This window comes from Stappia taiwanensis, from assembly GCF_014635285.1.
Lineage (GTDB): Bacteria > Pseudomonadota > Alphaproteobacteria > Rhizobiales > Stappiaceae > Stappia > Stappia taiwanensis.
On sequence record NZ_BMCR01000002.1, the window covers coordinates 93968 to 112775 of the forward strand.

General features: G+C 65.4%; 20 protein-coding genes and 1 tRNA gene. 7 read left to right on the top strand and 14 right to left on the bottom strand.

Annotation, left to right across the window (positions count from 1 at the left end; genetic code table 11):
• Nucleotides 1-109: 109 nt before the first annotated feature.
• The 5 genes from IEV83_RS04205 to IEV83_RS04225 all read right to left on the bottom strand — a co-directional run bounded on the left by IEV83_RS04205 (nucleotide 110) and on the right by IEV83_RS04225 (nucleotide 4072).
• Nucleotides 110-724: an ATP-dependent Clp protease proteolytic subunit gene (locus IEV83_RS04205; RefSeq protein WP_181758842.1), complete on the bottom strand. Its 615-nt coding sequence runs from the start codon at nucleotides 722-724 to the stop codon at nucleotides 110-112.
• A gap of 148 nt (nucleotides 725-872) precedes the next feature.
• The gene (locus tag IEV83_RS04210; RefSeq protein WP_181758841.1) at nucleotides 873-1667 is read right to left on the bottom strand and encodes an adenylate/guanylate cyclase domain-containing protein; all 795 of its coding nucleotides are present in this window, start codon (nucleotides 1665-1667) and stop codon (nucleotides 873-875) included.
• 128 nt (nucleotides 1668-1795) lie between these two features.
• Nucleotides 1796-2971 (bottom strand): isovaleryl-CoA dehydrogenase, encoded by a 1176-nt coding sequence (locus IEV83_RS04215; protein WP_181758840.1) that lies wholly within the window; start codon nucleotides 2969-2971, stop codon nucleotides 1796-1798.
• A gap of 39 nt (nucleotides 2972-3010) precedes the next feature.
• Complete coding sequence (locus IEV83_RS04220; protein ID WP_181758839.1) at nucleotides 3011-3478, bottom strand: PaaI family thioesterase; 468 nt, start codon at nucleotides 3476-3478, stop codon at nucleotides 3011-3013.
• A gap of 162 nt (nucleotides 3479-3640) precedes the next feature.
• Entirely contained in the window at nucleotides 3641-4072 is a 432-nt protein-coding gene (locus IEV83_RS04225) for a MerR family transcriptional regulator (RefSeq protein WP_181758838.1), read from the bottom strand.
• Nucleotides 4073-4375: 303 nt separating this feature from the next.
• Between IEV83_RS04225 and IEV83_RS04230 the strand changes: the two genes are divergently transcribed.
• The 5 genes from IEV83_RS04230 to IEV83_RS04250 all read left to right on the top strand — a co-directional run bounded on the left by IEV83_RS04230 (nucleotide 4376) and on the right by IEV83_RS04250 (nucleotide 9072).
• A complete protein-coding gene (locus tag IEV83_RS04230; RefSeq protein ID WP_181758837.1) occupies nucleotides 4376-4720 on the top strand; it encodes a hypothetical protein in 345 nt (114 codons plus the stop codon).
• A gap of 253 nt (nucleotides 4721-4973) precedes the next feature.
• Nucleotides 4974-6395 (top strand): circularly permuted type 2 ATP-grasp protein, encoded by a 1422-nt coding sequence (locus IEV83_RS04235; RefSeq protein ID WP_244628069.1) that lies wholly within the window; start codon nucleotides 4974-4976, stop codon nucleotides 6393-6395.
• 5 nt (nucleotides 6396-6400) lie between these two features.
• Nucleotides 6401-7348: an alpha-E domain-containing protein gene (locus IEV83_RS04240; protein WP_181758836.1), complete on the top strand. Its 948-nt coding sequence runs from the start codon at nucleotides 6401-6403 to the stop codon at nucleotides 7346-7348.
• Between the two features lie 37 nt (nucleotides 7349-7385).
• Nucleotides 7386-8201 (top strand): transglutaminase family protein, encoded by an 816-nt coding sequence (locus IEV83_RS04245; RefSeq protein WP_181758835.1) that lies wholly within the window; start codon nucleotides 7386-7388, stop codon nucleotides 8199-8201.
• A 139-nt stretch (nucleotides 8202-8340) separates the two neighbouring features.
• On the top strand, nucleotides 8341-9072 hold the full coding sequence (locus IEV83_RS04250; protein ID WP_181758834.1) for a proteasome-type protease: 732 nt from the start codon (nucleotides 8341-8343) through the stop codon (nucleotides 9070-9072).
• 84 nt (nucleotides 9073-9156) lie between these two features.
• On the opposite strand, the gene IEV83_RS04255 is transcribed toward IEV83_RS04250, so the two are convergent.
• The 8 genes from IEV83_RS04255 to IEV83_RS04290 all read right to left on the bottom strand — a co-directional run bounded on the left by IEV83_RS04255 (nucleotide 9157) and on the right by IEV83_RS04290 (nucleotide 14821).
• Nucleotides 9157-9942 carry an ATP12 family chaperone protein gene (locus IEV83_RS04255; protein ID WP_181758833.1) on the bottom strand — a complete coding sequence of 262 codons (786 nt, stop codon included), beginning with the start codon at nucleotides 9940-9942 and terminating at the stop codon, nucleotides 9157-9159.
• Complete coding sequence (locus IEV83_RS04260) at nucleotides 9942-10613, bottom strand: HAD-IA family hydrolase (protein ID WP_308683726.1); 672 nt, start codon at nucleotides 10611-10613, stop codon at nucleotides 9942-9944. The genes IEV83_RS04255 and IEV83_RS04260 overlap by 1 nt, the downstream gene beginning before the upstream one ends.
• Nucleotides 10614-10625: 12 nt before the next feature.
• On the bottom strand, nucleotides 10626-11636 hold the full coding sequence (locus tag IEV83_RS04265) for an RluA family pseudouridine synthase (RefSeq protein ID WP_181758832.1): 1011 nt from the start codon (nucleotides 11634-11636) through the stop codon (nucleotides 10626-10628).
• A gap of 95 nt (nucleotides 11637-11731) precedes the next feature.
• The gene (crcB, locus tag IEV83_RS04270) at nucleotides 11732-12112 is read right to left on the bottom strand and encodes a fluoride efflux transporter CrcB (protein ID WP_181758831.1); all 381 of its coding nucleotides are present in this window, start codon (nucleotides 12110-12112) and stop codon (nucleotides 11732-11734) included.
• Nucleotides 12113-12163: 51 nt separating this feature from the next.
• On the bottom strand, nucleotides 12164-12589 hold the full coding sequence (locus IEV83_RS04275; RefSeq protein ID WP_181758830.1) for a VOC family protein: 426 nt from the start codon (nucleotides 12587-12589) through the stop codon (nucleotides 12164-12166).
• Between the two features lie 33 nt (nucleotides 12590-12622).
• On the bottom strand, nucleotides 12623-14041 hold the full coding sequence (gene mgtE / locus IEV83_RS04280; RefSeq protein ID WP_371873416.1) for a magnesium transporter: 1419 nt from the start codon (nucleotides 14039-14041) through the stop codon (nucleotides 12623-12625).
• A 293-nt stretch (nucleotides 14042-14334) separates the two neighbouring features.
• A tRNA-Leu gene (locus IEV83_RS04285) sits at nucleotides 14335-14421 on the bottom strand.
• Between the two features lie 133 nt (nucleotides 14422-14554).
• Nucleotides 14555-14821, bottom strand: coding sequence for a FliM/FliN family flagellar motor switch protein (locus IEV83_RS04290; protein WP_181758828.1), 267 nt, complete (start codon nucleotides 14819-14821; stop codon nucleotides 14555-14557).
• Nucleotides 14822-14958: 137 nt separating this feature from the next.
• Here IEV83_RS04290 and lipB point away from each other — a divergent pair, with 137 nt between their 5' ends.
• Nucleotides 14959-15672: a lipoyl(octanoyl) transferase LipB gene (gene lipB / locus IEV83_RS04295; protein ID WP_181758827.1), complete on the top strand. Its 714-nt coding sequence runs from the start codon at nucleotides 14959-14961 to the stop codon at nucleotides 15670-15672.
• Nucleotides 15673-15817: 145 nt separating this feature from the next.
• Entirely contained in the window at nucleotides 15818-16261 is a 444-nt protein-coding gene (gene folB, locus IEV83_RS04300) for a dihydroneopterin aldolase (protein ID WP_308683727.1), read from the top strand.
• A 29-nt stretch (nucleotides 16262-16290) separates the two neighbouring features.
• Here the strand turns inward: folB and IEV83_RS04305 are convergent, their stop codons facing one another.
• Nucleotides 16291-18756 carry a patatin-like protein gene (locus tag IEV83_RS04305; RefSeq protein WP_181758826.1) on the bottom strand — a complete coding sequence of 822 codons (2466 nt, stop codon included), beginning with the start codon at nucleotides 18754-18756 and terminating at the stop codon, nucleotides 16291-16293.
• Nucleotides 18757-18808: the final 52 nt, after the last annotated feature.

An 18808-nucleotide genomic window follows, 5' to 3' on the forward strand; every position in this document is an offset into this window, starting at 1 on the left:
CCTCCTCGACCCTGCAGCCTCGGCCTCCATGCCGCGCTTAAACGAAAAAAGCGGGCGGACCGGGTCCGCCCGCTTTGGTTTGGTGTGTTATCAGGCCCTCGGCCCGAGATCAGTCCAGCTCGGAAACCGACGCCGCGATCTTGCCGACAAGGCCGTAGCTCATCGCCTCGTCCGGACCCATCCAGTAGTCGCGGTCGGTGTCCTTCTCGATCCGCTCCATCGGCTGGCCGGTGGCCTCGGCGAAGATCTTGTTGAGCCGGTCGCGCATCTTCAGGATCTCGCGTGCCTGAATCTCGATATCGGTGGCCTGACCGCCGGCACCGCCGGACGGTTGATGCAGGAGGAAGCGGGTGTTCGGCGTGCAGTAGCGCCGCTCCTTCGGCACCGACACATAGATCAGGGCACCGGCGCTGGCGACCCAGCCCATGCCGAGGATCCGCACTTCCGGCGCGATGAAGCGGATGGTGTCGTGGATCATGTCGCCGGATTCCACATGGCCGCCGGGCGAGGAGACGATCACGGTGATCGGATCGTTCGACACCTGCGCCATCGCCAGAAGACGGGTGCACACATCGCGCGCCAGCTCCTGGTTGATCGGGCCGGTAACGAGCACCGTGCGTGCCTCGAACAGATGCTTGTCGACCTGAATGGACTGCTGCGTCTTGGTCTTGTCGTCGTCCTCCTCGTCGAGGCGGCTCGGCACGTTGGTCGTTTGGCTGGTCATGCGCAAGATCTGCTCCTTGTGAAGACGGGAATCGGCCGCGAGCGGGCAACGCCCTTTGCCCATACTTAGGCGATGCGCGCCCGCGCGGCAAAGGGGTTATCGCAAGAAGGTTTCCACTCCGTGCGGGGATATCCCGGCAAAAGCGACCTCATCGGTCACTCCGGCGCCATCCGCCGAACAGGAGGATCGCCAGAAAGGGCAAGGACGGCCACTGGAACCAGAGCGTGCCCAGCCCGGTCATGGCGTTCAGAAGGAAGAAGAAGCCAATGCCGCCAAGCGCCATACGGATCCGCCCAGGCTGCGCCCGATACCAGGCGGCGAACCCGTGCAGGGCTACTCCGAACGGGCGCCGCGCCGCCGGTTCTTGCGGCGATGGCCCATCGCTGACCGGGGCCGGCACCAGCTGCGCCCCGGCGTTGTCGCCGCCCACGCGCACCTTGTAGGTCGCCACCGGATCGGAAATGTTCTTCACCGTTTGCGCGCCCAGCGCATCGAAGCCCATGGCGAGCCGTGACTTGACCTGATCGTGAACCGGACCGGAAATGACGATGCCGCCGGGCTCGGCGACCTGCTGCAGCCGCGCGGCGATGTTGACCCCGTCGCCATAGATGTCATCGCCCTCGACCATCACGTCGCCGAGGTTGATGCCGATACGAAACACCATGCGCTCGGCCGGCGGCAACGCCGCATTGCGCTCGGCCAGTTCGCCCTGGATCTCGGCGGCGCAACGCACCGCCTCGACGACCGAGGCAAACTCGACGATCACCGCATCGCCCCAGGTGTTGACGATCCGCCCCTCGCGCGCGGCCACCAGCCCGCCGATGGCTGCGCGATAGCCGCGCAGCCGGTCGAGCGTGCCGTCCTCGTCCCGCTCCATCAGCCGGGAATACTGCACCACGTCGGCACACAGGATGGCCGCCAGCCGGCGCTTGACGCGTGTCATGAAAAGGGATCCCGAACTGCCTCGTTCCCTCTTGAATGGGGGCCGGCAGCGCCAAGATCAAGGCCGGAGGTGGCAAACGGCACAGGTTTCACCCCTGGCCCGCCGCCGCCTCCGGCCGGAAAGGCCAATCAGGCGGTCTTGCCAAACAGCTCCCGTCCGATCAGCATGCGGCGGATCTCCGAGGTACCCGCGCCGATCTCATAGAGCTTGGCATCGCGCAGCAGCCGGCCGGTGGCATACTCATTGATGTAGCCATTACCGCCCAGAAGCTGGATCGCATCGAGCGCCACCTGGGTCGCCTTTTCCGAGGCGAACAGGATGGCCCCGGCCGCATCCTCGCGGGTGGTCTCGCCCCGGTCGCAGGCCCGCGCCACCGCATAGACATAGGCCCGGGCGGCATTCATGGTCACATACATGTCGGCGATCTTGCCCTGAACGAGCTGGAAGGTGCCGATCGCCTTGCCGAACTGCTGGCGCTCATGCACGTAAGGGACCACCACATCCATCGCCGCCTGCATGATGCCGATCGAGCCGGCAGCCAGCACCGCGCGTTCGTAGTCGAGGCCGGACATCAGCACGTTGACGCCCTTGCCGACCTCGCCAAGAACGTTTTCCTCCGGCACCTCGCAATCCTGGAACACCAGTTCGCCGGTTTCCGAACCGCGCATGCCCAGCTTGTCGAGCTTCTGCGCCACGGAAAAGCCGGGGAACGTCTTTTCGACGATGAAGGCGGTGATGCCCTTCGGCCCCGCCTGCGGGTCGGTCTTGGCGTAGATGATCAGCGTGTCCGCATCCGGCCCATTGGTGATCCACATCTTCGTGCCGTTGAGCACATAGCGGTCGCCGCGCTTCTCCGCCTTCAGCTTCATGGACACCACATCCGACCCGGCACCGGGCTCGGACATGGCCAGCGCGCCGAGATGCTCGCCCGACACCAGCTTGCCGAGATAGCGGGTCTTCTGCGCATCGCTGCCCCAGCGGCGCAGCTGGTTGACGCAAAGGTTGGAGTGGGCGCCGTAGCTCAGCCCCACGGAGGCGGAGGCGCGGGAGACCTCCTCCATCGCCACGCAATGCTCCAGATAGCCGAGCCCCGCACCGCCCCATTCCTCCTCCACGGTGATGCCGTGCAGGCCCAGATCGCCCATCGCCGTCCACAGCTCGGCGCGCGGGAACCAGTCTTCCTTGTCGATGCGCTCGGCGAGCGGGGCGATGGCATCCTGCGAGAAGGCACGCACGCTGTCGCGCAGCATGTCCGCGGTGTCGCCAAGATCGAAGTTGAAGACGGGAAGGTCATTGCGGATCATCGAAGAACTCCAGAGAGTTGAGAGGAGCGCCGGGGCTGATCAATCGCCCAGGCCTTCCATTGCGATCAGGGTGAAGAGACCGGTGGCGACATGCACCTCGCCGTCGTCGTCGATCCCGTAGACGTCGGAGGCGGCAACCGTCAGCGTCCGGCCGGGCTTGATCACCCGCCCCCTGGCGACAAGCCGGCGCCCCCGGGCCGGGTTGAGCAGGTTCATCTTGAACTCGCTGGTCAGCACGCCGAACCCTGGCGCGAACAGCGACAGCGCCGCATAGCCCGCCGCGCTGTCGGCCAGCGAGGTGGTCACGCCGGCATGGAAAAAGCCGTGCTGCTGGGTCAGCCCCTCGGCAAAGCCGGTCTGAAGATCAACCGCCCCCGGCGCCAGCGCGGCGATCTCCGCCCCCAGGGTCGTCATGAAGGCCTGGCGGGCAACGCCGGTCCGCACCCGCGCGGCCCAGTCCGGATCGTGCGGCTCGAAGGTGGCAACGGGAAGGTCATCGCAAATCATCGAAAAATCTCCTGGCAGTGAAAAAGATGCCGGGGCAGATCAATCGTCGAGACCGGCCAGCGCAAAGGCTACGCAAGGACCGGCGGCGACAAGCCGGCCGCCCCGCGCCGGTTTGAGCCGTTTCAGTGGGAAATCGCAGATCGACGGGCAGCGCGGCCGGGCTCATGTGTCCTCGCCCTCGGCGGGCGCCTCGGCATGGGCGAACAGATCGCCGGTCGGCCCCAGCTGCGCCAACCGCGCCCGGCAGCCCGCCTCCACCTCGTCTAGCTCGGACAGGGTCAACTCGATGTCGCGCCGCTTTTCGCAAAGTTCCGCCCGGCGGGCCTCGATCCGCTGCAACAACAGGTGCAACTGCCCCGCCTCGCCCGGCGCCTTGTCGTACATTGTGATGATGTCGCGGATTTCCGCCAGCGAGAAACCGAGGCGCTTGCCACGCAGGATCAGCTTCAGCCGTGTGCGGTCGCCCGGCCGGTAAAGCCGCTGCCGTCCGCGCCGCTGCGGCTTCAGGAACCCTTCCGCCTCGTAAAAGCGCAAGGTGCGTGTCGTCACGCCGAATTCCTGCGTCAGCTGGGTGATCGTATAATAGGTCTGCATGACACCTCCGAGATCACGATGCATGACGTTTACGTTCCAGTCAATATAATTGATAATCCATAATTATTTCATAATTTTATATGGTTAATAATATCAAATTCCCGAAACCGAAGCCCTCGATCTTGACGGTGGCAACAGGCCTTGCCGGGACCGTCTGCCGGTGCCTGCCTGCAAGCCAGCCCCGGCGTGGGACGCGCCAATGGCAACCGCATGGCAAAAGGCGTTTGGTTCTCAGGCGCTTGCAAAAATGCTACATCTGAACGCTGACAACGGACAACGATAACCCAATCGGAGGATCGGCCAATGGACGGGCAACGAGCAACAAAACGGGCAGGCAAATGGATCCATGCGCCCCTGCTCACCCTGACGTTGGGCCTCGGGCTCTTGCAGATGACCGCACCGGCGGAGGCCGCCCGACCGGATCTTCGCCGCATGTCCTGCGCCCAGGCGCAAGCGATGGTCGCCCGCAATGGCGCGGTCGTCATGACCACCGGGCGCTACACCTACAAGCGGTTCGTCGCCGGCATCCGCTGGTGCGACCGCTGGGAGGCGATCCGGCCGGCGGTGGCCGCCACCCGCGACACGCCGCAATGCGTGGTCGGTTACGAGTGCGAGACGCCGCTGTTCCGCCCTTTTGAGCGGGACTGAGCACACGCCAGCCCGCACGGCAGACGTGCGGGATCGTCACACTGCAATTTGACCTTGGCGCCACCACCGCTATGGTCGAAGGACAACAACGCCAGGAAAGGAATGGCGCGAAAACGGTCACGCCTTGATGCAAATTCGGACTTGGTGCCCGGCCCGGGCCTTGCCAGCATGACCCCTGCCGCCCGTGCGGGGTTTTCCAGTCGCCAGCGGCCGGAACCCTGCTCCAAAGGAGCGGCAAACACGCGGAGGGACGATGGAGCAGAGCGATATCTTCAACGAAATGCTCGCGGCCGATGGCACGCCCCGTGCCCCCTATCGCCAGCTTGCCGACTGGTTCGAGACGCAAAGCCCAAGCGTAATGCGCAAGAAAAGCCGGGAGGCGGAAACCATCTTCCGCCGCCTTGGCATCACCTTCGCGGTCTACGGCACCGCCGAGGCGACCGAACGGCTGATCCCCTTCGACATCATCCCCCGCATCCTGTCCGCCAGCGAGTGGCGCCGCCTGTCCGCCGGCATCGACCAGCGGGTCCGCGCGCTCAATGCCTTCCTGCATGACATCTACCACCGGCAGGAGATCATTCGCGCCGGGCGTATTCCCGCCGATCTGGTGATCCAGAACGAGGCCTTCCTGCCGGAGATGATCGGCTTCACCCCGCCAAGGCGGGTCTATGCCCATATTATCGGCACCGATCTGGTGCGGGTGAACGAGGAGGATTTCTACGTTCTGGAGGACAACACCCGCACCCCCTCCGGCGTGTCCTACATGCTGGAAAACCGGGAAACCATGATGCGGATGTTCCCCGAGCTGTTTCAGCAGAACCGGGTCGCGCCGATCGAACATTATCCGGAGCTGCTGCGCGAAACGCTGGAGAGTGTCGCCCCTCCCCACTGCGACAGCGAACCGACCGTCTGCGTGCTGACCCCCGGCATCTTCAACTCCGCCTATTTCGAACATGCCTTCCTGGCCGATTCCATGGGAGTGGAGCTGTGCGAGGCGCGGGATCTGTTCGTGGAGGGCGGTAAGGTGTTCATGCGCACCACCCGGGCGCCGGAACAGGTGCATGTGATCTATCGGCGCATCGACGATGCCTTCCTCGATCCTCTCACCTTCCGCCCTGACAGCATGCTGGGCGTTCCGGGCCTGTTCGATGCCTATCGCGCCGGCAATGTCACCATCTGCAACGCGCCGGGAACCGGCATTGCCGACGACAAGGCGATCTATGCCTATGTGCCGGACATCATCGAGTTCTACACCGGCCAAAAGCCGATCCTGAAGAACGTACCGACCTGGAATTGCGCCAAGCCGGAGGAGCTCGCCCATGTGCTCGCCCACCTGCCGGAGCTGGTGGTCAAGGAGGTGCATGGCTCGGGCGGCTACGGCATGCTGATCGGCCCGACCGCCTCCAAACGCGAGCTTGCCGAATTCACCCGGCGCCTGAAGGCAAGACCGGGCAACTACATCGCCCAGCCGACGCTCGCGCTCTCCGCCTGCCCGACCCATGTGGCCTCCGGGCTGGCCCCGCGCCATGTAGACCTGCGCCCCTATGTGCTTGTGGGCGACAAGGTGCGCATCACCCCCGGCGGCCTCACCCGCGTTGCGCTGAAGAAGGGCTCGCTGGTGGTCAATTCGAGCCAGGGCGGCGGCACCAAGGACACCTGGGTACTGGAGGACTGACGACCATGCTCGGGCGCACCGCCGCTTCTCTCTTCTGGACCTCCCGCTACAACGAGCGCGCCGAGAACATGGCGCGGCTGCTGGAGGTCGGCTACCGCATCGCCATGACCCCGCGTCTTGGCCAGGACGCCGCCGACGACTGGCGCTCCACCCTGGTCAGTGCCGGCTGCGAAAGCCGTTTCTTTGCCAAGCATGACGAGATCAACAAGCGGGCGGTCATGCTGCACATGCTGTTCGACCCGGACAACCCCTCCTCGGTGCGCTCCTGCATCGAGGCGGCGCGCAACAACGCCCGCTCCGTGCGCACCGCCATCACCGGCGAGATGTGGGAGAGTATCAACACCACCTACATCGAGTTCATGGAGGTGCGCCCGCAGCACATGAGCGATGACCGGCTGCCGGACTTCCTCAGTTGGATCAAGCAGCGCTCCATGCTCTATCGCGGCGCCCTGCTCGGCACATTGATGCGCAATGAGGGCTATCACTTCTCCCAGTTCGGCACCTTCATCGAGCGGGCCGACAACACCGCCCGCATCCTCGATGTGAAATACTGGATCCTGCTGCCGGACAACGAGATGATCGGCGGCAGCCTCGACCGCTACCAGTGGTCGACGATCCTGCGCTCGGTCTCCGCCCATCGCAGCTACCGGCACGCCTACCGCGATGCCCATATCCGCCCGTTCAACGTTGCCCAGTTCCTGATCCTGCGCAAGGAGATGCCGCGCTCGCTCGCCTATTGCTACGACTGGATCGAGGAAAGCGCCGAAGCGCTCGCCCAGCGCTATGGCGAGCACCCGCCAAGCCACGAGATGGCGACCGCGACCGCCGCCCTGCTCGGCAAGGGGACCATGGGCGAGATCTTTCAGGAAGGCTTGCACGAGTTCCTGACCGACATGATCACCCGCAACAATGCGCTCGGCACCCAGCTTGCGGAAGACTATCATTTCGCCTGAGAGATCGCGTCAGACAACCTTCGGAGGCCGCCGCGCCATGCGTCTCGTCGTGAAGCACCTCACCCGCTACCGCTACGACCATCCGCTCGCGCATATGGTCCAGCAGTTGCGCCTGACGCCGCCCACCTTCCCCGGACAGGCGGTCCTGTCCTGGCGGATCGACGCGCCGGGCATGGACACGGCCGCCCATTACACCGACGCCTTCGGCAATCTGGTGCATGTGGTCAGCCACCGCGACCCGGTCAGCGAACTGGAGGTCGCCGTCGAGGGCACCATCGAGACCCAGGACCGGGCCGGTGTTGTCGGCGACATCCCCTGCCCGGCGCCCGACATGGTGTTTCTGCGCTTCACCCCGCTCACCGAAGCCAGCGCCGCGATCCGCACGCTGGCCCGGCTTGTCGCCGGCGACGACGCCCTTTCCGGCTGCCACGCCTTGATGCAGGCGATCCGCGACAAGGTCGCCTATCGCACCGGGGTCACCGAGGTCGACACCTCGGGTGCCGAGGCGCTGGCCGCCGGCGAAGGTGTCTGTCAGGACCACGCCCATATCTTCATCGCCGCCGCGCGGAGCGCTGGGCTCCCCGCCCGCTACATTTCCGGCTATCTGCTGCTGGAGGACGAGCAGGAATCCGAGGCCCATCACGCCTGGGCCGAAGTACGCCTGCCCGGGCTCGGCTGGACCGGCTTCGACGTCTCCAACGGCATCTGCCCGACCGATCGCTATGTACGGTTGACGCAAGGGCTAGATTCCCGGTCCGCCGCGCCGATCCGGGGCATTCGCCGGGGCGGTGCCGGCGAGGGCATGGATGTGGAGGTGGCGGTGACCCGGGAAGCGGCGCAAAGCCAGCAATAGCCGCGACGATGCGTCGGGGCCGACCCCCTTGCCCGCACCGCCAAGATCCCGTATCCGCGAACGCCGGTTTGCCGTAAAAAGGGACCTCAGGCGGCCCACTGACCGCCCGCGCCTTTCCACGCCGGAGACACTGCCCCCGATGACCTATTGCGTTGGCCTGAAACTGGACCGCGGTCTTGTCATGGCCGCCGACACCCGCACCAACGCGGGGCTCGACAACATCGCCACTTTCAAGAAGCTGCATGTCTGGGAAAAACCGGGCGAGCGGGTGCTGTGCCTGATGTCCGCCGGCAATCTCGCGGTGACCCAATCGGTGGTCAGCCTGTTGTCGGAGCGGCTGGAGGCCACCGACAACAGCAGCCCGTCGCTCTATTCGGTCGACACCATGTTCCAGGCCGCGCGTCTGGTTGGCAGTGCGGTGCGCGATGTGCGCGCCATCGACGGCGATGCGCTGGCGGCCAATTCGGAGAGTTTCGCCGTCACCTTGCTGCTGGGTGGCCAGATCAAGGGCGAGGAGCCGCGCCTGTTCCAGATCTATTCCGCCGGCAACTTCATCGAGGCCTCGAAGGACACGCCCTTCCTGCAGATCGGCGAGCACAAATACGGCAAGCCGATCCTCGACCGGGTGACCCAGTCGGACATGCGCCTCGGTGAGGCGGCCAAGCTGGTGCTCCTGTCCTTCAACTCCACCCTGCGCTCGAACCTGTCCGTCGGCCTGCCCATCGACATGCTGCTGTACAACAGCGACAGCTTCTCCGCCGAACGACAGGCCCGGATCGGCGAGGACGATCCCTATTTCGCCGACCTGTCGCGCAGTTGGTCGGAGAAGCTGCGCGACGCGGTCACCGAGATCCCCGATTTCGAGATCTGAAGCACCAGTGCCTCTCCGATCCCGGGTCGCGCTTGAGGTTTGCCCGGGATGCCCCCTAAAGGCTGCGTCCTCCCGCCCGGAGCGTCAGCCCCTTGCCGTTTCCGCCAGGATCAAGGCCGCCGCATCGAAGTCGCGCTTGCGCAGGGCGCGGACCTTTTCCGCCTCCGCATCGCCGCCCCATTGCTCGATGTTCCAGTCCTCGTCCACATGGGCCGCGGCCCACACGGTCTCGGCGGGCAAGAGCCCATCTTCCAGCGCCAGCGCCAGCAGGCCGGAGCCGGTCAGTGTGGTCGCCACATGCAGCGCGGCGAGACGCAGCGCCGCCATGCCCTCAAGGCTGTCGCGAACCCGGCCGATCAACGCCGGATCCTGGCGCACCGGCATGATGCCCTCCGCCAGCACGAAGCGTCCGGAAAACCGGCTTTCGGCCCAGTCGAGCACGGGCCGCCAAGCGGTCTCCTGCCGGCTCACCAGGCTCTGCGGCGTGTCGGCGCGATAGCACAGAAGATCGTTACTCGCGTAGGCGGCCACATCGTCGGCGACCTCGCCAAGACGCAGCGCCACCGCATCGATCGCCACATTGGCAATGCGCGTCAGCGGCATGGTCATCGGGTCGATGGAGGTTTCCTGCGCCGCCCATTCCCCGGCCACGGCCTCGGCCAGGGCCAGTTGCGGCACGGTCAGGGTCTTCCGCCCTGCGGTCTTGACCGGGCGCCCATCGAGCAGCACCAGATGGCCACCCTCCTCCGCCCCGCCGACGCTGACCTCCTTGTAGAAGCGCTTGGGCAGCGTGCGGCGCGAGAGCACCTTGGCCCGCTCCACCGGGTCGATCGGCCCGCCCGCTTCCAGATCCGACAATAATTCGCGCATCACACCAGATCCCTGTCCCAGCAAAACCTGTCCGCGACCACCTGTTCGAGCTGGTCGAACCGGTCGATCAGCACATCGGCGCCGCCCGCCTCAAGCTGCGCCCGGTCATGATACCCCCAGGTGACGGCAATCGCACCGACACCGGCGTTCTTGGCCATTTCCATGTCGTAGGAAGTGTCGCCGATCATCACCGTGCGCTCCGGCGCAACGCCGGTTTCGTCCATCGCCTGCAGGATCATCCCCGGGTTCGGCTTCGACGGCGCCCGGTCGGCGGTCTGGATCGTCACGAAGCGTCCCTCCAGCCCATGCACCTCCTGCATGTGCACGACGCCGCGCATGGCCTTGCCGGTGGCGATGCCGAGCAGCACGTCGGGACGCGCACCCAGCGCATCGAGCGCCGCCACCGCGCCGGGATAGAGCGGATTGTGATCGAGCCCGGCCGCCCGCCGCGCCAACTGGGACTGACGATAGGCATCGGCCATCTGCGGCACCAGATGATGGTACTGCGGCTCCAACAGGTGCTGGAACGCGATATCCAGCGACAAGCCGACAATCGACAGCGCGCGGCTCCGGTCGGGAGGCTCAAGACCGACCGTCTCGAACCCTACCTTGAGGCCGTGGACGATCGTTTCCTGACTGTCGATCAGCGTGCCGTCGCAGTCGAAAATCACCAGATACAGGGCTCAATCCTCCGGATCGTTGGTCTCGGGGTCATACTGGGCGGCATCGAATCCGAGCAGGTTCCAGGTCTGCTGCATATGCGCCGGCAACGGCGCCGACACATCCAGCGAGCCCCGACCCGACGGATGCGGGATGACGATGCGGCGGGCATGCAGGTGCAGCTTGTTCTGCACCCCGCCCGGCGCTTCCCAGTTCTCGATGTTGAAATATCTCGGGTCGCCCAGGATCGGGTGACCGATATGGGCCATATGGGCGCGCAGCTGATGGGTCCGCCCGGTGATTGGCCGAAGCGACACCCAGGAGACCTTCGACCCGGCGTTTTCCACCACCGAGTAAAGCGAGACCGAATGCTGCGCATCCTCCTCGCCATGACGGGCCACGCGCATCCGCTCGTTGGCCTCGTCCCGGGCCAGATAGGTGGAGATCCGCCCCTGGCGCGGCTTCGGCACGCCGGCGACCATCGCCCAGTAGATCTTGCGGGTCTGCCGCGCGCGAAACGACTTGGTCAGGCTCTGGGCCGCCTTGCGCGTCTTGGCCAGCAGCAGGATGCCGGAGGTCTCCCGGTCGAGCCGGTGCACCAGCCGGGGCTTTTCGCCCTTGGCATCGCGAAACGCCTCCAGCATCCCGTCGAGATGGCGCGTGAGGCCCGAGCCCCCTTGCACGGCAAGCCCCGCCGGCTTGTTGAGCACCATCACCTCGCGGTCCTCGTACAGCACCATCGCCTCGACCGCCTGCCGGTCGCTGTCGTTCAGCTTGCGCGGGCGCGGCCGGGCATTCGCCTTGTCGGTGGCGGAAACCCGGGCGTCGGTCTGCATCGGCGGGATTCGCACCACCTGGCCGGTGGCGATACGCGTTGCCGCGTCCACCCGCTTGCCGTCGACCCGCACCTGGCCGGTGCGCAAGAGCTTTTGCAGGTGGCCGAAGCCGAGCCCCGGGAAGTGGGACTTGAACCACCGGTCAAGGCGCATCCCCGCCTCGTCGGCGGTCACCGTTATCTGTTCTATTCCGGACATTCGCTTTCCCAGTGAGTGGAGGCGCCGCGCGCGCTGACTACCTAGTCCCGCTTGGCCGCAAGAGCAAGCGCGCCAGGATGCGTTCAGGCATGCAATCAGGCGAAGGCGCTGCGCGTCAGCCACAGACCGGCGACCAGTGCCAGCACCGAGGCCAGCACGGACACCAGCACATAAAGCAGTGCATGCAGCGCCTGCCCCCGTTCCCACATCAGAACCACCTCCAGCGAGAAGGCGGAAAAGGTGGTGAAGCCGCCGAGAAACCCGGTCGCCAGCAACAGCCGCAACTCCGACCCGCCACTGATTCTCGCGGCCAGCCAGCCGATCAGTGCGCCCATCAGGAAGGAGCCGAGAATATTGACCGTCAGCGTGCCCGCCGGCACCCCGGGGCCGATCCAGCGCAGCGAGGCGAGATTGACAAGGTGACGAAGGGCAGCGCCTGCCCCGCCGCCAAGGGCGACAATCAGAAGATGGCTCATGCCTCCTTCATAAAGAGCACTGCCCTGTCCCGCAATTCGGTCCGATGCGGTTCAGGTGAAATTCGGCCAGAGCCCGGGGCAGGCCAACTCCAGCACATTGCCATCCGGATCGCGGAAATAAAGACTGGTGCCGCCCGCCGGCCATCGCACCTCGCTGATGATCGCCACCTCTTTGGCGCGCAAGTAAGCCCGCCAGCGCGCCACGTCGGCGGCTGCGATCTTGAAGGCGAAGTGACTTGGTCCGGCGCTGTGATGCCCCGGCACCATCCCGCCCGGCGTCGCCACATCCTCCGCCGTCGCTCCGCGCAGGAACACCAGCAAGGTCTCCGCCGGCGCCGCCCGATAGGCGTAAAGCCGCTCGCCCGCGACCATCCGTTCCAGCCCCAGGGTGCCGGCGTAGAACGCATGGGCGCGCTCGAGATCGTCCACATAGACAGCGGTTTCCAGAATGCCGCCAATGGGGGGCGCTGATGTCATGATCGTCTCCGCCAAGCCGGGTCAATGCCTGCCTTATAGTGGCAGATTGAACCACAGGGCGGCGATCCCCAGGAACGCGAAAAAGCCGATCACATCGGTGACCGTCGTCACGAAGACGCTGGAGGCAATCGCCGGATCAACCTTCACCTTCTCCAGCACCACGGGAATCATCAGGCCGGACAGGCCGGCGAAAATCATGTTGATGACGATGGCCACGCCAATCACCGCGCCAAGCGCCGTGTTCGAGAACCACATCGCCGAGGCGACGCCGATCAGCACCGCCAGACCGAAGCCGTTGAGCAGCGAGACCAGCACCTCACGGCGCAGCACCCGCCACAGATTGCGCGCATCCAGCTCCTGGGTCGCCAGCGCCCGCACGGCCACCGTCATGGTCTGGGTGCCGGCATTGCCGCCCATCGAGGCGACGATCGGCATCAGCACCGCAAGCGCCACCATCGCCTCGATGGTGCCCTCGAACAGGGAAATCACCAGCGAGGCGAGAATGGCGGTGCCCAGATTGACCACCAGCCAGGTAAACCGGGACCGGGCGGTCACGATGAAATCGTCGGAGATTTCTTCATCGCCCAGACCGGCGAGCGCGCGCAGGTCTTCCTCCGCTTCCTCCTGGATGACGTCGACGATGTCGTCGACCATCAGCATGCCCACGAGCCGCCCGGCATCATCGACCACGGCGGCGGACACCATGTTGTAGCGTTCGAAACTGCGGGCGACCTCCTCCCGGTCTTCCGTCGCCTCGAACGGCTGCGCGTCCTCGTTCATGATCTCGGCGATCTTGGTCGCCCGCTTCGTGCGCAGAATCTTGTCGAGCGGCACCGAGCCCAGCAAACGGAACCCCGGATCCACGACGAAGATCTCGTGGAAGGTGTCGGGCAGTTCCTCCGCCTCGCGCATATAGTCGATGGTCTGGCCGACGCTCCAGAACGGGGGCACCGCAATGAAGTCGGTCTGCATCAACCGGCCGGCGGATTCCTCCGGATAGTCGAGCGAGCGCTGCAGCTGAACCCGGTCGGAATACGGGAGCTGGTCGAGAATCGCCGCCTGATTCTCCGCGTCCAGATCCTCAAGGATGTAGACCGCGTCATCGGATTCCAACTCGCCGATACCCTCGGCAAGCGCTTCGGCGGGAAGTTCCTCAAGGAGCTTCAGGCGAACCGATTCGTCCAGCTCGGTCAGGGCGGCGAAATCGAAGTCCTCGCCGAGCAACTGGACGAAGGGTCCGCGCTCATCCGCATCGAGCGTCTCGATCAGGTCGCCGACATCCGCCTCATGCAGATCGCCGACCAGCTCTTTCAGCTGCGCCGCGTCGCCATCGGCAATCGCCGTTTCGACCAGAGTGAGGAATTCGCCGGAAAGCCGGCCTTCCTCGTCGCGAACGGTGGGCACCTGATCGTCGGTGTCGGGGCTGTCGATGCGTTCGGCTTCGGTCACGATCCCCTCCCTGTTCGACAGTCGACACCGGTCCCGCGCGCCGTCGCCGCCTTCGCCCGCCGGGTCAGACCCCGGGGTGCGGCGAGAACCAATTCTGCGCAGAAAAGGCAACCGGCTTCAATTCGTTGGATGTTCTCGCGGCCCCTGGGCCGCAACGACGACACTGCATGAGATCTAGCGCCACGTCACCTTGCGGACAACGGAAATCTCATCTGCTTCGAAACGTCCTTGCAGTGGCGGATCACCGGACTGCAGGCAACAAAAAAGCCCGGCAGAGCCAGGCTTCTTGTTCGATATGGTGCGGTCGAGAAGACTCGAACTTCCACGGGTTTTACCCCACAGCGACCTCAACGCTGCGCGTCTACCAATTCCGCCACGACCGCATATCGTGTCTCCGCGCCCTTCAGCGCGGCGGTGCCATCGTCTAACAAATCGGTTTTTGCGGCGCAAGCGATTTGCATCAGGATATTCACAGGCAACGGAGAATTTTGTTCATCGAGGAGAATTTCTGACGGATCACACCGGTCCGTCGTGCCGCACCGGCCGGGCTTCGGGCGCACGGATCAGGATTTCCGTCACCGACACACCGACCCGCTCGCCCTGCAACACCACCTGCCCCCGGGCAATCGGAATGTTGTTGGCCAGGATCTTGACGTCATCGTCCTCGCGAGAGGTCAGTTCGATGACCGCGCCGCGCCCCATGCGCAAAAGCTGATGAATCGGCATTTCGGCCGTGCCGAGAACCACCGAGATATCGACGGCGATATTGTCGAAAACACCCATGCATCCATCCAAGGTCGGCGTTAAGAAGATGGCAAGCCGCCACGTTCCGGTCTATACGGGCGCCAAGGCACACCGTGCCGGATCCTGTGAAAAGGATCGCGGGCGCATGGTTAACAAACCGCTAACGGATTTGCAAAATGACAGACCGCGCGGACCTTCCCCTCGCGTTTCATGCCGATGCCGGCGCTCCGCCCGTGGAATGGACGGTCAGCGACCAGCCCGTCGCCTATGACGTGGCGCTGCAAAGGATGGAAGAGCGCGTCGCGGCGATCTCGGAGGGCCGGGCCGCCGAGCTGGTCTGGCTGCTGGAGCATCCCCCGCTTTACACCGCCGGCACCAGCGCCCGGATCGAAGACCTTCTCACCCCCGACCGGTTCCCCGTGTTCAAGGCCGGGCGCGGCGGCCAGTACACCTATCATGGCCCCGGACAGCGGGTCGTCTATGTCATGCTCGATCTGAAGCGGCGCCGGCCGGACGTGCGCGCCTTCGTCGCCAGTCTCGAAGACTGGCTGATCGGCGCCCTGTGGGAGCATCATGTGCGCGGCGAGCGGCGCGAGGACCGGGTCGGCGTCTGGGTGCGCCGTCCCGACAAGGGGATCGACCGGGAAGACAAGATCGCCGCCATCGGCATTCGCATGCGCAAATGGGTGAGTTTTCACGGCATGTCGCTCAACGTCGAGCCGGACCTTGAGCATTTTTCCGGGATCGTGCCCTGCGGCGTGACCCAGCATGGGGTGACCAGCCTGGTCGATCTCGGCCTGCCGGTGACCCTTGCCGATGTCGATCTGGTGCTGAAGCGCACCTTCGAGGAGCGGTTCGGCCCGACCGTTCAGGTCGCGCCGCCCGATTGAGGAAGCGAAAACGGACTTCGACGCGCCGGCGGCCAGCCTTTGCACAACCCTTCCGGGTTTCGTCCCGCGCCCTACCCGCGCGCAGCGCGGATAGCGGCCATTCGGCCCGCTTTTTCCGGTTTCAACGCCTGCACCGATCTGCTTTATGAGCCAGAATACCGCTGGAGCTTTGCCCGCTGGGCAGACCGGCGGCCCCTTCCTGTCGCAGAAGAAACGGAACGCCGCGATGGACGCCATCCACCTTGAAGACCTCGCCTTTTATGCGTTTCACGGGCTGCACGAGGAAGAAGCGCGCCTCGGCCAGCGTTTTCACATCGACCTGAGCTGCTGGCTCGACCTCTCGGCCGCCGCCAGCTCCGACGATTATGCCGAGACGGTCTGCTACGCCAGCCTGGTGCGCGCGGTGGAGGAAGTCGTCACCACATCCCGCTTCAAGCTGATCGAACGGCTCGCCGGTGCGGTTTGCGAAGCCGTGTTCGCTGCCGCGCCCAAGGTGCAGCGGGTTCGGGTGCGGGTGTACAAGCCGGGCGCGCCGCTGCCGATCGCCGCCGGCAAGGTCAGCGTCGAGTTGACGCGCGACCGCCCCTGAGGGTGCCGCTGCCAGCGGGGCGCCGGGTGCTACTCCGGCTCCACCGTGTCGAGCGCGGCTTCCACCTCCTGGATCAGGTCCGGCACCAGCTCCGGATCGGCGAGGAGATGAGGCTCCTCCTCCCGCAGGATCGCCAGAAGCAGCTTGCGCCGGGCGGCGCGCACCGCCTCCGGATCGGGGGCCGACATGCCCCGCGCCGCCCGCAGGGTCATGGTGATCAGACGGTCGGCCGCGCCAAGCCGCCCCCACAGATAGTCATGCTCGCGCCAGCGGCGGTTGAAGAACGCGCCAAAGGCGTTGAGATTGCGGCCCTTCAGCCGCACCCCGTGCGGACGCAGGATATGGGTATCGTTCGGGCTGATCCGGTCAACGCGGATTTCGTTGATTTCGGTCACATCCTGGCGCTGCGATACCGGCAGGGTCACCAGGTCGTAATAGGCAAAGCCGATATAGGCGCTGACCAGCGACATGCGCAGGCGCGGTGGCAGGTAATTATAGGCCATCACCGAAAAGGCATCGTCCGCCAGCCGGTCGAGATCGCCCAGCCCCATGCGCGTGGCAAGGCCGGAGAGCAGCGCCTCCAGCTCCGGATCGTCGGCCGCCGGATCGGCCGGCTCGCTCGCCAGCACCCGCTCCAGAGCCGCCACCGTTTCGTCCCCGTAAAATGACGGCGACCAGCGCATCAGCAGATGGTCGATCTGCTCATAGAGCGTGCTTTTCAGCTCATCCATTTCCTTCGGCTCGGTATCCGCCTCCGGCGCGGCGCTGCGATAGAGCCGATTGAGCCGGCTGATAACGAAGCGAAGCCGGCGAATCCGGTAGTCCACATCGAGCCCGCGCAGGAACGAGATCACCGGCTCGCTCGACACCTCCGGATAATACCCTTGCGCGCCATTCGCCCGCGCGCCCGCGAGCAGCCTGTTGTGCAGGGCATTGATCCGCCGCGTCAGGGCAAGCGTCGCCAGGCGCGACTGCCGCTCCGGCCCGCGCAGACGTCCCAGCAGCCCGCCAAGGCTCTCCGCGATGCTCGCCAGCTTCAGCCGTTGGTAGCCAAGATAGGCGTAGCCGGCCGCCGAATGCGCCCGCTCATTGGCCATCACCCGGCATCGGCTGAGTTCACGAAGGGTCATCGGCTGGTCGATCACGGGACGCAGGATCGCCCCCACCTCTCGCTCCACCACCGGCTCCGCCGCGGCGATGACGTCGGACAATTGCCGGATTTCGCGATTGTAGTCCTGCACCTGGTCGAGCGCGTCGCCAATCGGCTCATTGCGCGGAATATGCGCCAGCGAGGCGAGGATCACCCGGAAGAACCCCGGTTCCCCATTGGTAACCTGCGTCAGCGTCTCCGCCTCTTCCGCTTCTATCGCCGCTTCGTCCTCTTCCGGCTCGGGGATCAGCGGATCCACATAGATCACCTTGCGCACCACCTCCCGCGCCGCTGGCCGGCCATTGATCGCGTCCAGCACCGGCTGGAACGGCTTGTTCATGACAACGCTGCCATCGACGAAGACGCGGTTTTCCGGCTTATGCCCCGGCACCGACAGGGCGCGCGCGACAAACGCGCCGCGGCCCGCCCAGGGCGCCCCCCGCAAACCCATCACCCGATCCATCTCGCCGAGGGTCATCGGCGGGAAGGCCCCGGGAAAGGCCGAGGTGGCGCGCGCGGCGAACACGAGATCGGGAATTTCCCGGTCGGTGAACTGCGACTGCAACTCGCCTCCGCCCCGGCAGGTGGCCGCGAAATGCAGGATCAGCCGATGCTCGGTCTCCTCCACCTCGGGCGGGTCGTCGATCTCGAAGCGGCGGCGGGCACCGTGAAAATCAGTGAGCGTGACGAACAGGTCGAGCGACTGGCCTTGCGGGATAAGGGTTGGCGGACAGTCGCGTCCCTCAACGTCCTCCTTTTCCTCCGGCTCCATCTGGCGGGCAGCATCGAGCATCCAGCCCACATAGCGTTCACCGGAAAAGGGCGGGGTGAACCAACGCGCCTGCATGAACTGACGCAGCTTGGTGCGGGTTTCCGGATCGGTCAGTTCCGATTTCAGGCCCATCGACACCAACCGGTCAAGCACCGGCGCGATCGAGCTTTTCAGATAGCGCGTCAGACCGACCGGCTCGTTGGCCAGCCGGGTCACATCCGCATTGTCGAGCCACAACTCGCGATGCCGGTCGATGGACAGGTCATGGGCAAGAGCGCGCGCCAGCATCACCCCGTTGACGCCACCGGCCGAGGCGCCGGAAATGACGTCGACCACCACGCGCAGATCGAGTTCGGGCCGGAACAGTTTCAAGACATGCGCATAGGCCTCGATGCAGCTGCCCGGCTCAAGATCGACGGATTGTTCGAGCCGCCGGGAGGCCCGCACGATATTCAGGAATTCCCGCGAAACACCATGCATGTAGACGGCGAGTGACACGCCGCCGTAGAGCACCAGCGCCAGCCGCACCTCCACCTGTTTCGTCCTTGTGGCTGACGATGCGGCTTGCAACATCCCTTCCCGTTCCGCGATTGCCGGGGCCGGCCGGAAACGCCGGTCCCTCGTT